General features: G+C 50.3%; 17 protein-coding genes and 1 pseudogene. 3 read left to right on the top strand and 15 right to left on the bottom strand.

Going from position 1 to position 16,528, the window contains the following annotated elements; translation table 11 throughout:
• Positions 1 to 133 precede the first annotated feature (133 nt).
• The 9 genes from pyrF to ACX4JR_RS06720 form a co-directional block, all read right to left on the bottom strand.
• Positions 134 to 850 carry an orotidine-5'-phosphate decarboxylase gene (pyrF, locus tag ACX4JR_RS06760; RefSeq protein WP_476060252.1) on the bottom strand — a complete coding sequence of 239 codons (717 nt, stop codon included), beginning with the start codon at positions 848 to 850 and terminating at the stop codon, positions 134 to 136.
• Positions 851 to 865: 15 nt separating this feature from the next.
• On the bottom strand, positions 866 to 1,786 hold the full coding sequence (locus ACX4JR_RS06755; protein ID WP_476060251.1) for a dihydroorotate dehydrogenase: 921 nt from the start codon (positions 1,784 to 1,786) through the stop codon (positions 866 to 868).
• On the bottom strand, positions 1,783 to 2,565 hold the full coding sequence (locus ACX4JR_RS06750) for a dihydroorotate dehydrogenase electron transfer subunit (RefSeq protein ID WP_476060250.1): 783 nt from the start codon (positions 2,563 to 2,565) through the stop codon (positions 1,783 to 1,785). Before ACX4JR_RS06750 ends, ACX4JR_RS06755 begins: the two co-directional genes overlap by 4 nt.
• A 139-nt stretch (positions 2,566 to 2,704) precedes the next feature.
• On the bottom strand, positions 2,705 to 5,917 hold the full coding sequence (gene carB, locus ACX4JR_RS06745; protein WP_476060249.1) for a carbamoyl-phosphate synthase large subunit: 3,213 nt from the start codon (positions 5,915 to 5,917) through the stop codon (positions 2,705 to 2,707).
• 2 nt (positions 5,918 to 5,919) lie between these two features.
• Complete coding sequence (gene carA, locus ACX4JR_RS06740) at positions 5,920 to 7,002, bottom strand: glutamine-hydrolyzing carbamoyl-phosphate synthase small subunit (RefSeq protein WP_476060248.1); 1,083 nt, start codon at positions 7,000 to 7,002, stop codon at positions 5,920 to 5,922.
• A gap of 31 nt (positions 7,003 to 7,033) precedes the next feature.
• Positions 7,034 to 8,299: a dihydroorotase gene (locus ACX4JR_RS06735; protein WP_476060247.1), complete on the bottom strand. Its 1,266-nt coding sequence runs from the start codon at positions 8,297 to 8,299 to the stop codon at positions 7,034 to 7,036.
• Positions 8,283 to 9,224: an aspartate carbamoyltransferase catalytic subunit gene (locus ACX4JR_RS06730; protein WP_476060246.1), complete on the bottom strand. Its 942-nt coding sequence runs from the start codon at positions 9,222 to 9,224 to the stop codon at positions 8,283 to 8,285. Before ACX4JR_RS06730 ends, ACX4JR_RS06735 begins: the two co-directional genes overlap by 17 nt.
• A 137-nt stretch (positions 9,225 to 9,361) precedes the next feature.
• Positions 9,362 to 9,913 (bottom strand): bifunctional pyr operon transcriptional regulator/uracil phosphoribosyltransferase PyrR, encoded by a 552-nt coding sequence (gene pyrR, locus ACX4JR_RS06725; RefSeq protein WP_476060489.1) that lies wholly within the window; start codon positions 9,911 to 9,913, stop codon positions 9,362 to 9,364.
• Positions 9,914 to 10,131: 218 nt separating this feature from the next.
• Positions 10,132 to 10,407 carry a YqhV family protein gene (locus tag ACX4JR_RS06720; RefSeq protein WP_476060245.1) on the bottom strand — a complete coding sequence of 92 codons (276 nt, stop codon included), beginning with the start codon at positions 10,405 to 10,407 and terminating at the stop codon, positions 10,132 to 10,134.
• 127 nt (positions 10,408 to 10,534) lie between these two features.
• Between ACX4JR_RS06720 and ACX4JR_RS06715 the strand changes: the two genes are divergently transcribed.
• Positions 10,535 to 11,839, top strand: a complete 1,305-nt coding sequence (locus ACX4JR_RS06715) for an MFS transporter (protein ID WP_476060244.1) — start codon at positions 10,535 to 10,537, stop codon at positions 11,837 to 11,839.
• A 166-nt stretch (positions 11,840 to 12,005) separates the two neighbouring features.
• Here ACX4JR_RS06715 and ACX4JR_RS06710 read toward each other — a convergent pair whose 3' ends face one another.
• Positions 12,006 to 13,154, bottom strand: coding sequence for an RtcB family protein (locus tag ACX4JR_RS06710; protein ID WP_476060243.1), 1,149 nt, complete (start codon positions 13,152 to 13,154; stop codon positions 12,006 to 12,008).
• Between the two features lie 167 nt (positions 13,155 to 13,321).
• Between ACX4JR_RS06710 and ACX4JR_RS06705 the strand changes: the two genes are divergently transcribed.
• On the top strand, positions 13,322 to 14,002 hold the full coding sequence (locus ACX4JR_RS06705; protein WP_476060242.1) for an MBL fold metallo-hydrolase: 681 nt from the start codon (positions 13,322 to 13,324) through the stop codon (positions 14,000 to 14,002).
• A 213-nt stretch (positions 14,003 to 14,215) separates the two neighbouring features.
• Complete coding sequence (locus ACX4JR_RS06700; protein ID WP_476060241.1) at positions 14,216 to 14,548, top strand: phosphosulfolactate synthase; 333 nt, start codon at positions 14,216 to 14,218, stop codon at positions 14,546 to 14,548.
• 17 nt (positions 14,549 to 14,565) lie between these two features.
• On the opposite strand, the gene ACX4JR_RS06695 is transcribed toward ACX4JR_RS06700, so the two are convergent.
• From ACX4JR_RS06695 to ACX4JR_RS06675, 5 genes and pseudogenes are all read right to left on the bottom strand, one after another.
• On the bottom strand, positions 14,566 to 14,766 hold the full coding sequence (locus ACX4JR_RS06695) for a hypothetical protein (protein ID WP_476060240.1): 201 nt from the start codon (positions 14,764 to 14,766) through the stop codon (positions 14,566 to 14,568).
• Positions 14,767 to 15,170: 404 nt separating this feature from the next.
• A complete protein-coding gene (locus ACX4JR_RS06690; RefSeq protein ID WP_476060488.1) occupies positions 15,171 to 15,404 on the bottom strand; it encodes an ATP-binding domain-containing protein in 234 nt (77 codons plus the stop codon).
• Positions 15,401 to 15,568, bottom strand: coding sequence for a hypothetical protein (locus tag ACX4JR_RS06685; protein WP_476060487.1), 168 nt, complete (start codon positions 15,566 to 15,568; stop codon positions 15,401 to 15,403). The genes ACX4JR_RS06690 and ACX4JR_RS06685 overlap by 4 nt, the downstream gene beginning before the upstream one ends.
• 179 nt (positions 15,569 to 15,747) lie before the next feature.
• Complete coding sequence (locus tag ACX4JR_RS06680; protein WP_476060239.1) at positions 15,748 to 15,906, bottom strand: hypothetical protein; 159 nt, start codon at positions 15,904 to 15,906, stop codon at positions 15,748 to 15,750.
• A 57-nt stretch (positions 15,907 to 15,963) separates the two neighbouring features.
• A pseudogene (locus ACX4JR_RS06675) lies at positions 15,964 to 16,029 on the bottom strand (asparagine synthase-related protein); the annotation flags it as partial.
• Positions 16,030 to 16,528 lie beyond the last annotated feature (499 nt).

Below are 16,528 nucleotides of genomic sequence, written 5' to 3'. Positions count from 1 at the left end.
TTATCATTATAACAGATGTGGTACGTGCCGGGCGAATTTTAGGGGAATTTTCCACGGAAACATTACCTTTAAAACATTAAGAATCCAAACCTTTAAAAAAGAAAAAACCCACCCCCAAAGATGGGTTAGCTTATTAATCTGTTATTTCACCTACCACCTGCCGGGCCGCCGCTACGGGGTCCGGGGCAGCGATAATGGGGCGGCCGACCACCAGGTATGTAGACCCGGCTTTTACAGCCTTTGCCGGTGTAACTATTCTCTTCTGATCTCCTGCAGCTGTTCCGGCAGGGCGGATACCCGGGCTGACAATAACAAATGAGTCGCCGCAAGCTTTTCTTATGACTGCGGCCTCACGGGCCGAGGCCACCACCCCGTCCAGGCCGCTGTCCCGCGCCATTTCAGCCCAGGATGCAACCCGTTCCTGGATACTTCCCGCTATTCCCAGCTGCTTATTGAACTCTTCCTGCCCCATACTGGTAAGCACGGTTACAGCAATTACCAGGGGGCGCCCCGTTCCCAGGCGGTCCGCCTCCTCTCCCGCCGCCTGGGCAGCAGCCCTCATCATTTCCGTTCCTCCCGCAGCATGCACATTAAGCATAAAGACCCCTAGCCGGGTAAGAACCCTAGCGGCCCGGTACACCGTATTGGGAATGTCATGAAGCTTTAAATCCACAAAAACCTTGCCGCCCAACTCCCGGACGGAATTTACAATATCGGGCCCGCAGGCATAAAAAAGCTCCATACCTACTTTAAACATCCCCACATGGGGGGCAAGTTCTTTCACAAATTCAATGGCCCTTTCCCTGCTGTCCACGTCCAGGGCCACAATCAAGCGTTCCTTGGGCTGCACGGAAACAACTCCCTTCTAATCTATATGTGCCCGGCCTATAAGTTGTTTTACGTCGGTAAACCCGTTATCCACGAGAAACTTTTCAATTCCGTCGATAATCTCCACGGTGGCCCGGGGATTTACAAAATTGGCGGTGCCCACGGCCACGGCGGTTGCCCCGGCCATTATAAATTCCAGAGCGTCCTCAGCGGTGGTTATTCCCCCCATGCCTATAATGGGCAGGTCCACCTCTTTATAAACCTGCCACACCGCGCGCACAGCAACGGGTTTCACGGCGGGGCCGCTAAGACCTCCCATGATATTTCCCAGCACAGGGCGCATGGTGCGGATGTCAATCTTCATGCCCAGCAGGGTATTAATCATGGAAAGGGCATCCGCACCGGCCCTGGCCACGCTTGCGGCAACGGCCACTATGTCGGTCACATTGGGCGATAATTTTACAATTACGGGAAGCCCGGTATTTGCCTTAACGGTCCGGGTTACCTCCGCGGCAGACGCCGGGTCACTGCCGAATTGCATGCCGCCCCTTTTTACGTTGGGACAGGATATGTTTACTTCTATTCCGGCGGCCCCCGACCCGTCCAGTTTCCTGGCTAAGAGGCCATAATCGCCGGGGGTGTCACCGGATATATTGACAATCACCGGCACGCCGGCATCTTTAAGCCGCGGTAAAATTTCCTCCACCACCACTTCAACCCCTGGGTTCTGCAGGCCGATGGCGTTAAGAATTCCGCACGGAGTTTCAGCAATGCGGGGGGGCGGGTTTCCCTGGCGGGGATATAAAGTGGTTCCTTTTACCACCAGGGCCCCCAGTTTGGAAAGTTCAACATAAGGGGCATATTCTTCCCCGAATCCGAATGTTCCCGAGGCCGTGGTAACGGGGTTTTTCATTTTAATGCCGGCAACGTTTACCGCAAGGTTAACGCCCGTTGTCATTCCCATACCACCTCGCTGGCTGAAAACACCGGCCCGTCCACGCAAACGTGACTGTAGGTAAATCCCTCCGGACTGTCCTTGCGGGTCTTGCACGCACAGGCAAGACAAGCCCCTATACCGCAGCCCATTCTTTCTTCCAGGGAAAACTGCCCGGGAACATTATATTTTTCAAGCATTTTGGTCAACACGCGCAGCATGGGCCGCGGCCCGCAGGCGAATACTTCGCCTCTCCCGGAAGCAATGACCGGTATACAGATATCAGTTACCAAACCGTGGTGCCCTTCGGAGCCGTCTTCTGTAGCCACCTGTACCCGGTGGCCGAGGTTCTTTATGTCACTTACTGCCAGGAGTTCGTCAGACGAGCGCGCTCCCAGAAACACATCGGCCCGGTGCCCGGCGGCACTCATCTCCTGGAGTAAAAAATAAAGGGGGGCCACACCGATTCCTCCCCCCACAACCACCACCCTGGAATTCCGGAAAGGTAATCTAAATCCATTACCCAAAGGGCCCATAACATCCAGGCGGCTTAAATTAGCAAGCCTGGCCGTTCCCCTGCCCGCCACCCGGTACAGAAGGCTAACCGTTCCCTCTTCCCTGTTTACAGCATGAATGCTAATGGGGCGGCGAAGCAAGGGGTCCAGGGTGTCCGAACAGCGAATATGTAAAAATTGCCCCGGCCGGGCGCGGGAAACTATTTCCGGGGCGTGCAGAGTTAAAAGGTTATACCCCGGCAATATTTCTTTCCGTTCCATAACTTCAACAGTAAAATTTAAAGACATAACTACCTCCGGATTTTCCTAAGAAAAGTTATAATATACCCTGAATTTATGATGATGGCCAACCTTAAGGACTTGCAAAGAGGAGCTTAAAAGCAAAGTCCCCAGCCCCGGGCCGGTCGGCCCGGGGCTTTAATGTTACTTAAGAATGGTACTCCTGCAGCGGGACGATGTCCAGCTTGGTACCCTCCTTGAATTCTTCCAGCACCTCGAGAATAGCCTTGGCGGTATCCAGGGATGTCAGACAGGGTACTCCCATTTCCACCACGGCCCGCCTGATCCGGAAGCCGTCCCTCTCCGGGGCCTTACCCTTGGTCAGGGTGTTAATAACCAGGTGAATCTTGTTTTCCCGCAGGAGATCCACAATGTGCGGGGAACCCTCCCGTAGCTTATTCACCCTCTCTACTTCGAGCCCCTTGTTTCTTAAAAACTCCGCCGTCCCGCCGGTGGCACAAATATTGTACCCCAGCCGGGCAAATCCTTCGATGATGGGATATGCCTCTTCTTTATCTTTGTCGGCAATGGTGGCCAGAATAGTGCCGCGGAACGGGAACACGCAGCCGGACGCCACCAGCGCCTTGTAAAGGGCGGCACGGTAAGAGCGATCCACACCCATTACCTCGCCCGTAGACTTCATCTCCGGGCCCAGGGAAATGTCCACCTGCAGAAGCTTGGCAAAGCTGAATACAGGAGCTTTGACTCCTACAATGCCGGGCTGCGGGTATAGCCCGCCCTTGTAACCCATTTCCTCCAATGTCCTGCCCATGATAATCTTTGTGGCCAAGTTTACCATGGGAATGCCGGTAATCTTACTCATGTAGGGAACGGTACGGCTGGCCCGGGGATTAACCTCCAGCACATACAACTGCCCGTTATACAGCACGTACTGGATGTTTATCATTCCCTTTACGTTAAGTGCCAGGGCCAACCTGGTGGTGTAATCCACTATTTGCTCCTGGATGGATTGTTCAAGCCCGTTTGGCGGGTAGGTGGCAATACTATCTCCGGAATGCACCCCGGCCCTTTCCACATGCCTCATGATGCCGGGAATAAGAACCGTTTCCCCGTCGGCAATGGCGTCCACTTCCAGTTCCACTCCCAGGAAGTACTTGTCAACCAGCACAGGGTGCTCCGGGGTTACCAGCACGGCATTATCCATGTAATTGCGCAGTTCCTCCATATTATAGACAATTTCCATGGCCCTGCCGCCCAGCACATAGGAAGGACGTACCAGAACGGGGAAACCTATCTTTTTGGCAATTTGCTCCGCCTCTGCATAAGAAAAGGCCGTTCCCCCCGGTGGCCGCGGGATATCCAGCTCGTTAAGCAGGGAGTCGAACCGCTCCCGGTCTTCGGCCCGGTCGATACTGTCCATGGAGGTACCCAGGATTTTAACGCCCTCTTTATGCAGCTTTTCGGCCAGGTTAATGGCCGTCTGGCCGCCGAACTGTACGATAATTCCCTCAGGCTTTTCCTTTTCCAGGATATTCAAAACATCTTCCGTAATAAGCGGCTCGAAGTACAGCCTGTCAGAAGTATCAAAGTCGGTACTTACAGTCTCCGGGTTGTTATTGACAATAATGGCTTCAACGCCCTCTTCCCGCAAGGCCCATACCGAATGCACACAACAGTAGTCAAATTCGATCCCCTGGCCGATGCGGATGGGCCCGCCGCCCAGCACTACCACCTTCCTGCTACTGCTGGGCTCAGCCTCATCTTCGGTATCGTAACAGGAGTAGTAATAGGGAGTTTGAGCCTCGAACTCAGCGGCACAGGTGTCAACCATTTTATAAGCAGGCCTGATATTGTATCGGGCGCGAAGCTCGCGAACTTCTTTTTCCGTAGTACCCGTAACCTGGGCCAGGTAAGCATCGGCCATACCCATTTGCTTGGCTTTTAAAATGACTTCGGGCGTTAAGGCAGTCTTACCCCCCTTACCCAGGATGTTTTCCATTTCGACGATGTTTTTAATCTTCTGAAGGAAAAAGCGGTCTATTTTCGTTAGATTGTAAACGTAATCTATCAGCATGCCCCGCCGCAGCGCCTCGGCAATTATGAACAGCCTTTCGTCTTCGGGATGGCACAGCTTCTCTTCAATTTCAGCGTCAGAAAGATCTTTCACCCCCGGCAAAATAAGCCCGGGAACGCCGATTTCCAGGGAGCGCACCGCTTTCATCAAGGCACCTTCCAGGGTGCGGTCAATGGCCATAACCTCGCCGGTGGCCTTCATCTGGGTCCCCAGGGAACGGTCACCCAGGGCAAACTTATCAAAGGGCCAGCGCGGGAACTTGACAACAACATAGTCAATGGCCGGCTCAAAGCAGGCATAGGTTTTTCCGGTAACGGCGTTCTTTATTTCATCCAGGTTAAGGCCAATGGCTATCTTGGAGGCCACCTTGGCAATGGGGTAGCCCGTGGCCTTGGAGGCCAGGGCCGACGACCTGGATACCCTGGGGTTCACTTCAATGACGTAGTAATCAAAGCTGTTGGGATCCAGGGCAAACTGGATGTTGCACCCCCCTTCCACATCCAGGGCGCGGATAATTTTTAAAGACGCCGAGCGTAACATCTGGTATTCCTCGTCACTTAAAGTCTGGGTAGGGGCCGTCACTATGCTGTCCCCGGTATGAATGCCCATGGGATCGATATTCTCCATGCTGCATATGGTTATGCAGTTATCGGCCCCGTCCCGCATAACCTCGAACTCAATTTCCTTCCAGCCCACCACACTTTTTTCAATCAGTACCTGGTTAATTATACTGGCCTTGAGCCCTTTGCTGGTGGTATTAATGAGCTCTTCCATGTTATAGACCATACCGCCACCGGTACCTCCTAGAGTATAAGCAGGGCGAACCACCAGCGGGAAACCGATTTTCCTGGCGAATTCCACGGCCTCCTCCACGGTGTTCACGATAGTACTTTCAGGCACCGGCTCACTAATCCTGGCCATGGTGGCCTTAAATTCTTCCCTGTCTTCGGCCCGCTTGATGGCATCCAGCTGGGTTCCCAAAAGCTCCACGCCCTCGGCCTCCAGGACGCCTTCTTCCGCCAATCTAAGGGCCATGTTAAGGCCTACCTGCCCGCCCAGGGTGGGGAGCAGGCCGTCAGGCTTTTCTTTCTTAATTACTTTTATAACAAAATCTTCTGTAATAGGCTCAATATATATGCGATCGGCCATATTGGCATCGGTCATGATTGTAGCCGGGTTGCTGTTTATGAGCACCACTTCCAGCCCTTCTTCCTTAAGGGCCCGGCAGGCCTGAGTGCCGGCGTAGTCAAATTCTGCAGCCTGACCGATAATAATGGGCCCGGAGCCAATTACCATTACTTTTTTCAAATCTTTTCTCCGTGGCATGATCACTTGTCCTCCCCTTGAAGCATCATGTGCATAAATTTGTCGAAGATGTAATCTGATTCCTGCGGCCCGGGAGATGCCTCCGGATGATACTGGACCGAAAATACTGGCAAATTGTTATGTTTTATTCCCTCTACGGTACCGTCATTCAAGTTACGGTGAGTTACCGTAACGTCCAGGCCTGCCAGACTTTCTTCATCTACGGAAAAGCCGTGATTATGGGATGTAATATAAACCTTTCCGTTTTCCAGGTCCTTTACCGGATGATTTGCCCCCCGGTGGCCGAACTTCATCTTATAGGTTTTTGCCCCGAGGGCCAGGGCAATTACCTGGTGCCCCAGGCATATCCCGAAAATGGGGATTTTTCCTACAAGTTTTTTAACGGTTTCCACGGCGTAAGGAACCTTTACGGGGTCGCCGGGGCCGTTGGATAAAAGCACTCCCGCGGGATTCAGCCCCATTATGTCTTCCGCCGTGGCAAAAGGAGGTACAACTACGATTTCACATTTCCGTTCCTGCAGCTTGCGCATAATATTTTTCTTCGAGCCCAAATCTACCAGTACTATCCTGGGACCTTCTCCTGCAATGGTATAAGTTACCTTGGTAACCACTTCCGGAACCAATTCTTGTTCGCTCAAATCGAGGCAGCTACGGGCCTTTTCAATTAATTCCCCGACATTATCGATTTTGGTGCTGATAACGGCACGCATGGTACCGAAATTGCGGAGGTGTCGCGTCAGAGCACGGGTATCCACCCCTGATATTCCGACGATCCCCTCCCGGGCCAAAAAATCAGAAATACTGTAGCTGGCTCGCCAGTTGCTGGGGCGGTCGCAGTTTTCCCGGACTACAAACCCGCGCACATAAGATTTCTTGGACTCATAGTCATCCTTATTAATGCCGTAGTTGCCGATGAGGGGATAAGTCATAATGACAATTTGCCCGCAATAGGAGGGATCGGTCAAAATCTCCTGGTATCCGGTCATGCCGGTATTAAAAACCGCCTCCCCCCACTGTTCACCCTCTGCTCCAAAAGCTTTGCCCTCAAAAAAGGTTCCGTCTTCCAGCGCTAATATTGCTTTCACCGTATACACCTCCGCTGTATTGAAATAAAATTTATTTCACCAACCCATTAACAATGGTTGTTACAGCTTGGCCTTTAAGTGTCCAGCCGCGAAAGGGAGTATTCCTGCCTTTACTGGCAAAAAGCTCCGGCCTTACTTGCCACTCTTTATCAGGGTCGATGATGGTGATGTCGGCGGGAGATCCCACTTCCAGGCTCCCTGCATTTATACCCAGTATGCGGGCCGGATTTACGGTCATTTTGGCTATCGCCTGTTCCGGAGTTAAAATACCCGGTTTGACCAGCTGGCTCCACACCAGGCCCACCGCCGTTTCCAGCCCCACCAGGCCAAAGGGGGCAAGGTCGTATTCCACATCTTTCTCCTCAACCGTATGCGGCGCGTGGTCAGTGGCAATTACGTCAATGGTGCCGTCGGCCAAACCTTCCTTAACGGCCTCCACGTCTACTGGTGTCCGCAGCGGCGGGTTAACTTTCGTGGCCGTATCATACCCCCGCACCGCTTCGTGGGTCAAGGTAAAGTGGTGGGGAGTTACCTCCGCGGTTACTTTAATGCCCAGGGCCTTTGCCTCCCGAATAATTTGTACCGAACCGGCCGTGCTGACATGGGCAATATGAAGGCGGCACCCGGTTTCCTTGGCCAAAATAACATCCCTCGCCACAATAATTTCCTCTGCCGACGCGGGAATGCCCCTGAGGCCCAGCATGGTGGAAACGGCTCCTTCGTGCATGACTCCGCCCCGGGCCAAGCTGGTATCCTCACAATGAGATATAATGACCACATCCAACATGGAGGCATATTGCATAGCCCTGCGCATTACCGCAGCGTCGGCCACGGGCCGGCCGTCGTCGGAAAAGGCCACGGCCCCGGCATCCTTCAGCTCTGCCATTTCTGCCAGTTCTTTACCCTCGCTGTTTCTGGTAATGGCCCCGATGGGATACACCTTGGCGTTGCCGGCAGCCCGGGCCCGGCTCAAAATAAACTCTATAACCACAGCGTTATCGGCCACTGGACTGGTGTTAGGCATGCAGGCAACAGAAGTAAACCCGCCCTTTAATGCCGCCAGGGTACCCGTTTCCACCGTTTCCTTAGCCTCGTATCCCGGCTCCCTCAGATGAACATGCATGTCCACCAGGCCCGGGGTTACCAGCTTACCGCTGGCATCGATAACCTCCGCCCCCGGGGCTAGCAAATTCTTACCCAGGGAAGAAATTTTGCCGTTTTCCACCAGGATATCCATGGCCTCCTGGATTCCCCTGGCAGGGTCGATAACCAATCCTCTTCTAATCAACAGGGACACTTGCTTCCCCTCCCCCGGCGAGCAGGTACAGAATGGCCATGCGCACCGCCACCCCGTTGGTAACCTGGGTTTCCACCATTGACTGCAGGCCATCTGCCACCTCGCTGATAATTTCCACACCCCGGTTCATGGGACCGGGATGCAGCAACAGTACATCCGGTGCGGCCAGCTCAAGCCGCTTTCGGTCAATTCCGTACAGGCGCGCGTATTCTCTCAATCCGGGAAAGAGTCCCTGTTGCTGCCGCTCTTTCTGGATGCGTAACACAATCACCACATCCGCCCCTTCCAGGGCATCTTCCACCCTCCAGCACACTGTGGCACCCATCTCCTGAATTTCCGGGGGAACCAGGGTAGCGGGCCCGCATACCCTTACCCGGGAGCCCATCTTGGTAAACCCCCAGATGTCCGACCTGGCCACCCGGCTGTGGGTAATGTCCCCTATAATGGCCACTTCCAGCCCTTTTAGGGTACCCTTGGCTTCCCGCACGGTAAATAAATCCAGGAGGGCCTGGGTGGGGTGCTCATGGGCCCCGTCCCCGGCATTAATGACCGAAGCGGAAACCGCGCGAGCAATTAATGCCGCCGCACCGGCCATAGGATGCCGGAGTACGATGACATCCGCACCCAGCGCCTGTATCGTACGTGCCGTATCCTTGAGGCTTTCTCCCTTTACCACACTGCTGGCCGAGCCGGAAATATTCACGCTATCGGCGCTCAAATATTTGGCAGCCAGTTCAAAGGAGGTACGGGTGCGCGTGCTGGGCTCATAAAAAACATTTACCACGGTCCGCCCCCTTAAGGTGGGAACCTTTTTTATGGGGCGGGAAATTATCTCTTTCATGGGGACCGCGGTGTCCAGTATATATTCAATTTCCGCTGCCGTTTTATCTTGTAGCCCTAAAAGATCCTTTCCTCTAAGGGTCAAGCTCTTTTCCCCCTTAAATTTTCATTAAAAAAGCCTCATTTCGTACCAATCCGAAACGAGGCCGGTAAAAGATATCACTTATCAAAAACCCTCCCTTGCCGGCCTCACAGGACCACCTTAAAAGGACGGTATTATAACTATTCTTTTTCCAGTATTAATACTCTATCCTCGCCGTCAACTTCTTCCAATTCTACGGCAATAATTTCTTTCCGGGAGGTGGGGACGTTTTTTCCAACGTAATCGGCCCGGATGGGCAATTCCCGGTGTCCCCTGTCGATAAGGGCGGCCAGTTGGATTACACTGGGCCTGCCCAGGTCCATTACGGCATCCAGTGCAGCCCGAATAGTTCTACCGGTATATAACACGTCATCCACCAGCACTACCCTTTTATCTTCCACGGGAAATCTTATCTCGGTTTGATGTACCACGGGCTGGTGGCTCAGGGTTGATAAATCATCCCGGTACAAGGTAATATCCAACATACCAACGGGAACCGAACTGCCCTCTATTTCCTTTATCCGTTCCGCCAGACGCCTTGCCAGCGGCACCCCCCTGCGCCGGATACCTATGAGAACCAGATTGTCCGTGCCCTTATTACGCTCTATAATCTCATGGGCGATACGGGTAAGAGCCCTGTTGATCCCCTGTTTATCCAGTATGCAGGCTTTTTCCCTCATCCCCTTTTTCATACCCATCTATTTCACCCCCGGAACACTAAAAAAACCTGCTTACACAGCCGGCAAGCAGGCATAGAATGGCCTTAACCTTAATTAAGCACCTCTATGAACCCTTACCGGCCTCTCGGGACCGATTTCAAGGTTATTGTTACTTTTAAAAGCATAACAAATTAGAACCCTACAGTCAACAATTTTTATCTATATTTTACATTTTGCTTAATTTAGCCGGCTTACATTTTGTTTATTCCCCAAAAAATAAGCCCCACCCCGGCCAATATAAGCACCATTCCCTGGGGAGATACTTTACCAGCCAATCCCACCAGGCCTAAAGTTGTGACCGTGAAAAGAACGGCCGGGCCGACCAGCGCCAGAACCGAATTTATTTTGAAAGCCGTTTCAACCCGCCCGAAGTATAACATTAACATAGCCGCGGTAAATTCAATACCGGCTGAGAGAAATCGCATTGCCGCCATGGGAAAAACAATTTTGTCAAAAACATGAAACATGGTATCCCCCCTTAAGAGGATAAGAATAAATTCACTTTTATCTACTTATGCCCGGCAGCGGATTAAAATGCATACTCGCTGGTGAACAGAGACAAAATAAACAGTGTTCGGGAAGGAAGTGAGTATATTGCAAAAACGCGCCGGGGCAGCAGCGCTTATCGCCCTCTCCGGGGTCCCCTTTGTTATGGTGTTAGGTAATTCCATGATCATCCCCGTTCTGCCGCAAATCAAAGAAGTTCTGAATATAAGTCAATTTAAACTGAGCCTCATCATCACCCTTTTTTCAATACCGGCGGGAATAGTTATTCCGCTGGCCGGTTTTTTTTCTGACCGCCTGGGGAGAAAAAAAATAATCATTCCCGGCCTGATTTTATACGGCCTGGGAGGCGTTATAGCCGGAACTTCTTACTGGCTGCTCAAAGAAAATTCTTACGCCCTCCTGCTGGGAGGGCGTATAATTCAGGGAATTGGGGCAGCGGGTACGGCACCCATTGCCATGGCCCTTACGGGAGATATTTTCACCGGTAAAGAGCGCAGCCGCTCCCTCGGTATCATCGAGGCAGCAAACGGATTCGGAAAAGTGGCCAGTCCCATTTTGGGGGCCCTGATTGGATTGATTACATGGTTTGCCACCTTTCTTTTCTTTCCCGTTATAATAATTCCCGTAATCCTGGGCTTGTGGCTTTTGGTAAAAGAACCAAAAGAAAAGCGCTCCAACGTGGCTATCGGCCGGTACCTGAAGTCATTTATTCAAGTTTTCGAGCAAAAGGCCGGGATGCTTTTGGCATCTTTCCTTGCCGGCATGATTGCCCTGCTACTGTTATTCGGAGTTCTTTTCTTCCTCAGCGACTACTTGGAAAAAACCTATCACCTGACAGGAGTAGCAAAGGGTGCTGCCCTGGCCGTTCCGGTGCTCTTTATGAGTTCCTCTTCTTTCATAACGGGAATTATAATTAAAAGAAAAGTGGTTTTAATGAAATGGCTGGTTGTCACCGGGCTGTCGTTGATTGCCTTATCCCTGGGTTTATTGGGAGCGTTTCAAAACGCATACCTGTTTTTCGGAATGATTTCCCTGGCAGGAATAGGCACCGGGCTGGTCCTGCCGTGCCTGAATACCATCATAACAAGTGCAGTTAAAACGGAGCGCAGGGGGCTGGTAACATCCCTATACGGAGGCGTGCGCTTTTTGGGTGTTGCCGCCGGCCCGCCCATCTTCGGCCTTTTAATGGATTACGGCGGAGCACCCATGTTTTGGACGGCAACCGCCCTGGCGATTATTGCCGCCATTGTCACCATTGTATTTATTCGTACCGGTGAAATTAAAAAAGCCGGTGAATATCCCCGGGCCGGAGAACCGGCCCGGGAACTGCCGGCCGTCATACCGGAATTCATTTTTCATCCCGCCCAAAAGCCCGATCTGAAACCGGAGTAAAGTTAAAAGAATAACTGCCTGTATTTTTCACCTGAAAAGCATCAGCCTGCCCCAGGCGGGATATGTTTTTAAGAAATTCGACCTTATCTAAAAATTAAAATAAAAAATTCCCCGCTTCGAACGGGGAATTTGTTCAACATTATTTGGACAACTTTTTGCCCATATCTCAACCTTTAACCACCCCGATGGGCATTAACTTAACCACTGGTTTTATCAAATCCCGCTGGTTTTCCATGACAACGTCAATGTCCTTATAGGCCTGGCGGCACTCCTCTGCCACATCTCCTTTTTTGGCCTTATAAAGGCTGATGTCATTATTTTTCATTTCTTGTAAAACCGATTCCACAGTAAAGGTTCGTTTGGCGGCGTTCCTGCCCATTGCCCGGCCGGCACCATGGGAACAGGAACGGAAGGACTCCGGATTTGCACGGCCCATACAGATATATGACGGCGAACCCATGGAACCGGGGATAATAATCCCTTCACCTACCGCTTTGACGGCACCTTTACGGTGCACCATTAATTTTTCCCCGCCTATTTCCTCCTCCGCGGCATAATTATGGTGAATATCATATACGGTCAAATCCGAAGGTAAATCAACATACTTTTTAATAATATCCAGTATTACTTCCATCATGCGCTGCCGGTTGGCTTTGGCGAATTCCAGGCAAAAATTCATTGCCTCCAGGTATTCCCGGCCGCCGGGGGAATCCAGGGACAACCCCCACAGCTGCCATTTATCGGGAATACCGTAGACATTTTTTTCCCTGGCAACCCGGTTATACTCATCACAAACCTTGCTCCCGATATTACGGCTGCCTGAGTGCAGCATAACCCAGACCATTTCATTCTGGTCCTTTTGTAGCTCAATAAAGTGATTACCCCCGCCCAGTGTGCCAAGCTGCCTGCGAATATTGTTATATTCAATTTGGAGAATATAAATGTCCGGCACTTTATCAAATAGCGGGTGTTCCTGCGGTTTCTTATGCCAGTTAAAGCCCGTGGGAATTTCCTTTTGAATTTGTTTCAGTATCTTGTCCCGGTAGGGATAAATGGCGTCCACGGGCTGCTTGAGACACACGGCAGTCATACCGCACCCGATATCCTTACCCACCGCGTTAGGGACAATAACATCTTTTGCGGCCATAACCCCGCCGATGGGCATGCCATATCCCGCATGAGCATCGGGCATCAAGCAAACATGATTCTTTGCAAAGGGCAAACTAGCCATATTCCTGGCCTGGTTAAGGGTTTCATGATCTAAATCAGTAGCCCAACTTTTGATGGGAAGATGATCACCGGTAATAATTTGCACTAAAAACCCTCCCAATAAAACTCTGATTTTGTACCATTTTCTCAATTTTAAATTGCGAATTCCTTTATATTACAATTAAGGATGTAAAAATTTTATTCCAACTTTAGTAATATAATAGTTAAGTTTATAATAAAAGCCTAACAAATTTTTGTTAAGGGAGAATTCAAATGATGAAGCCCCAAAAGGTTACAGAAGGTGTTTACCTGGTGGGAGGGCCCAATATAACCGATGCCCGCGACTGTTGTATTTACCTGGTTGACGGCGGCAAAGAATTGGCTTTAATTGATGCCGGCCTCGGCACCTCCGGGCGGGGAATAATTAACAACATCAAGACATTAGGGCTTGACCCTCAATTGCTTAAATATGTTATTGCCACCCATGGACACATAGACCACATAGGCGGGTTAAATTTTTTTAAATCTCTGGGGGCTAAAATTGTCTGCCACAGTAAAGAGCTGGAGGCCATCAAAACAGGAAACCCCAAGCTCACGGCGGCCTGGTATTACGGAGTAAACTACCAACCTGTAGATGTAGATATTATTTTAAACAAAGAGGAACAGGATATCACGGTGGGCAAACTGACCCTGCACTGCCCCCACACCCCCGGACATACACCGGGCGGAATCAGCCCCTACGTGGACACAGGCAGGAAGAGAGTGCTGTTTGGCCAGGATATACACGGTCCCTTTGATTCCTCCTGGGGTTCTGACATGAAAGATTGGTTTACCTCAATGGAAAAGTTGTTAAAGCTGAAAGCCGATATACTTTGCGAAGGTCATTTCGGCATTTACAGTCCCGCCGAAAAAGTAGAATGCTATATTAAAGCATATATTGACAGGTATTCTTAAAATATACCTTAAATATACCTTTCCCTGCTTCCTGTTACTTATAAGTTTGACTTTTTACGCCTTCTCCTTTACCAGTTTATCTAAACCTGACCTGCTTTTTCCTACTTATTGAGAACATCAGTGTGTGTAACATAATCCCTTTCGCCGGAATACTTTAAACTATACATCCAAACTCCCACGACAAAGAAAAAACTCTCGAGCAAGGCAACTGACGTGGAACAGGTTATTTTTACCCGGGAAAGGAGATGGCTGTATTTGAACGGGCAGGAAGCAAAAAGGACCTGGATGGACTTTCTTTCGTATCCACTGGGTGAGAGGGAATCAAAGCCAAGGGAAAATGGGCTCACCATGGTAATCGACAAGGGGTTGGGGTTAGGAGAAATCAAGGATGTATTAAACGTTAGCGCACAATACATAGACTTTATAAAGTTGGGTTTTGGAACACCGGCTTTGTATTCCCCCGAAGTACTCGCGGAAAAAATTGATATTATCCGAACCGAAGGTATTGATGTTTACCCGGGTGGAACATTTTTAGAAGTGGCGTAGAATCAAATGGGTATTTTTTATTCCCCCTCCAAGCCGCCTGTGTCCTGATTTTCAGCAGCCAATCGTTCCAGCCTGCGTATTCTCTCCACCACCATACCGGCGGCAGCCCTAACCAACATCTTCTGGGCTTCACTCCGGCTGATTGGTTTACCATTCAGGCTAAAACTGAATACAATTCCGGAAGTCTTGGCTCTTTCAGGAGCACAGGTAGCTTTCAAGGTAACACCTCCTTTTCTAGATATACGCGCCAGTTAATTAAATAAAATTTGTCCATAAAGAAATTTAGTAACTCGTGATACAATTTTGGGCTACCTTTGTGACTTTAGGTGACTTCCTCCCTACACCTCAAGGAATAAGACTTCCTAGCTGCACCTGCCGGGTTACGCTGGTGGAAACGACCCTTTCTTACCCGTTGCCGGAGGGCCTCCCAGAGGGGACCGTCACTACTGTCCCAACTACGCCAGGTACACAATGGCCCTTGGCAATACTTCCCCGGCCGCTGCTTTTATCCCGTTCCCTGAAGGAGACGGGTCTTCCCGCGGCAGGAATATAAAAAAACCGGGCACGGTATTAATCGTACCCGGCTAAATAGGAACTTAATAATGTATACCGCTGTACCGGTTTATCGTTCCTTATAGCAATGGCCAGTGCTTTTTGGGTTCCTATCAAATACTACCTTTTCCCTCGCCCATGTTATAGCAGTGTATATTAAACTCCGCATGAACACGATATAGTGAGATGTGGTTAAGGGTACTGTGACTGGCTTGAATTCTGACCCCTGGCTTTTATGGACCGTTATGGCATAGACCAAATCAAGATCGTTGAGTTTGTTGAGTTTGTTGTAGGTATATTCTATTTCATCGCCGTTAAATTTTTCGGTAATTTTTTTATTATCCCAATGTAGCCGTTGAACACTTTTTTGTTATAGTTGTTCCTGGTCTGGATTATCTTATCCCCCACCCTGAATGTCCTGGTGGAAAGTTTGAGTTCCTTTCCCTTCGGGTTTACCGCTTCCTGGATTGCCCTGTTGAGTTCCTGAGTGCCCGCAGGGCCTTTTTCAAATGCGTTCCTTTACCCGTCCGGCCCACCAGTCTGGCATCAACAACAAAAGTAGAGTTTAGTATCTCATGCCGGCAGCGCGCCGGCATTTGAGGTGCGCCCGGCCGGTTATCCAACTTTAATTAATATACCTGCCGGTGTTAAGCCATTGCCCAGCGCCCCACGCTGGAAACCGCGCTGTCGGAATCGAAAAACTCCCGGAATATGCGGTAGCAGTACAATTCTTCCTTGGTACGAATGGGAGGGGATATGAGATGCCGGTCGCGGTGGAATTCCCGGTCGGAGATCTGTTCGGCCACCACATCCTGAATTATCTTATCCGACCCGCACCTCTCAGCAAATTGTTCTTTATCCCGCTATATTATTTCATCCGGCAGGTAGCCTTCAAAGGCTTTTCTTAATATCCATTTTTCTGTTTTTTCTTTCCGAAATTGGTACCAATATGGAGCGTTTTCCGTCTGCTCATCATCTTACCTCATGGGCAGGGATGGGGGTTCTACGTGATAAAAACATGGCTGTGGGCTTGATGGACAACTCTGCGAGTTACCCACAAGGCCCACAGCCACTACTGCGACTACTATTAACCACCTTCTTAACTAGGTATAGATAAATAGTTCACAACGTAGAATTCAACTTGCTTTTAGATTCGTCATGTACTATAAAAACTACGTTTAATCCTGGTATATTTAAGGTTTGCCTGCCTGATTTAGTGTTTTGTTATGGGAATCTGTTTGATTTTTCAGAAGTAGTGCTATACTCCGGAATGTGATGGCATTCCCAATGCAGCTTTTAAGAGGCAAACCTGCTCCTTTCAGGAAGCGGGTGCGATGACGGACTAACCTGAGATACATTCAGGTGAAGAAATAGGTCTTTGAAGACTTGAAAATTCTGCTGAATGTAATTTTTAGATTTATTTAGATT

Source organism: Desulfofundulus sp. JL263-se (assembly GCF_056316025.1).
This window is presented reverse-complemented; position numbering and strand designations above follow the sequence as displayed.

What these genes read in the sequence shown, in the direction of transcription:
- ACX4JR_RS06755 (WP_476060251.1), bottom strand. Translation starts at nt 1,786, where the DNA reads ATGACAACGGGCGTTAACCTTGCGGTAAACGTTGCCGGCATTAAAATG.
- ACX4JR_RS06750 (WP_476060250.1), bottom strand. Translation starts at nt 2,565, where the DNA reads ATGTCTTTAAATTTTACTGTTGAAGTTATGGAACGGAAAGAAATATTG.
- carB (WP_476060249.1), bottom strand. Translation starts at nt 5,917, where the DNA reads ATGCCACGGAGAAAAGATTTGAAAAAAGTAATGGTAATTGGCTCCGGG.
- pyrR (WP_476060489.1), bottom strand. Translation starts at nt 9,913, where the DNA reads ATGAAAAAGGGGATGAGGGAAAAAGCCTGCATACTGGATAAACAGGGG.
- ACX4JR_RS06720 (WP_476060245.1), bottom strand. Translation starts at nt 10,407, where the DNA reads ATGTTTCATGTTTTTGACAAAATTGTTTTTCCCATGGCGGCAATGCGA.
- ACX4JR_RS06705 (WP_476060242.1), top strand. Translation starts at nt 13,322, where the DNA reads ATGATGAAGCCCCAAAAGGTTACAGAAGGTGTTTACCTGGTGGGAGGG.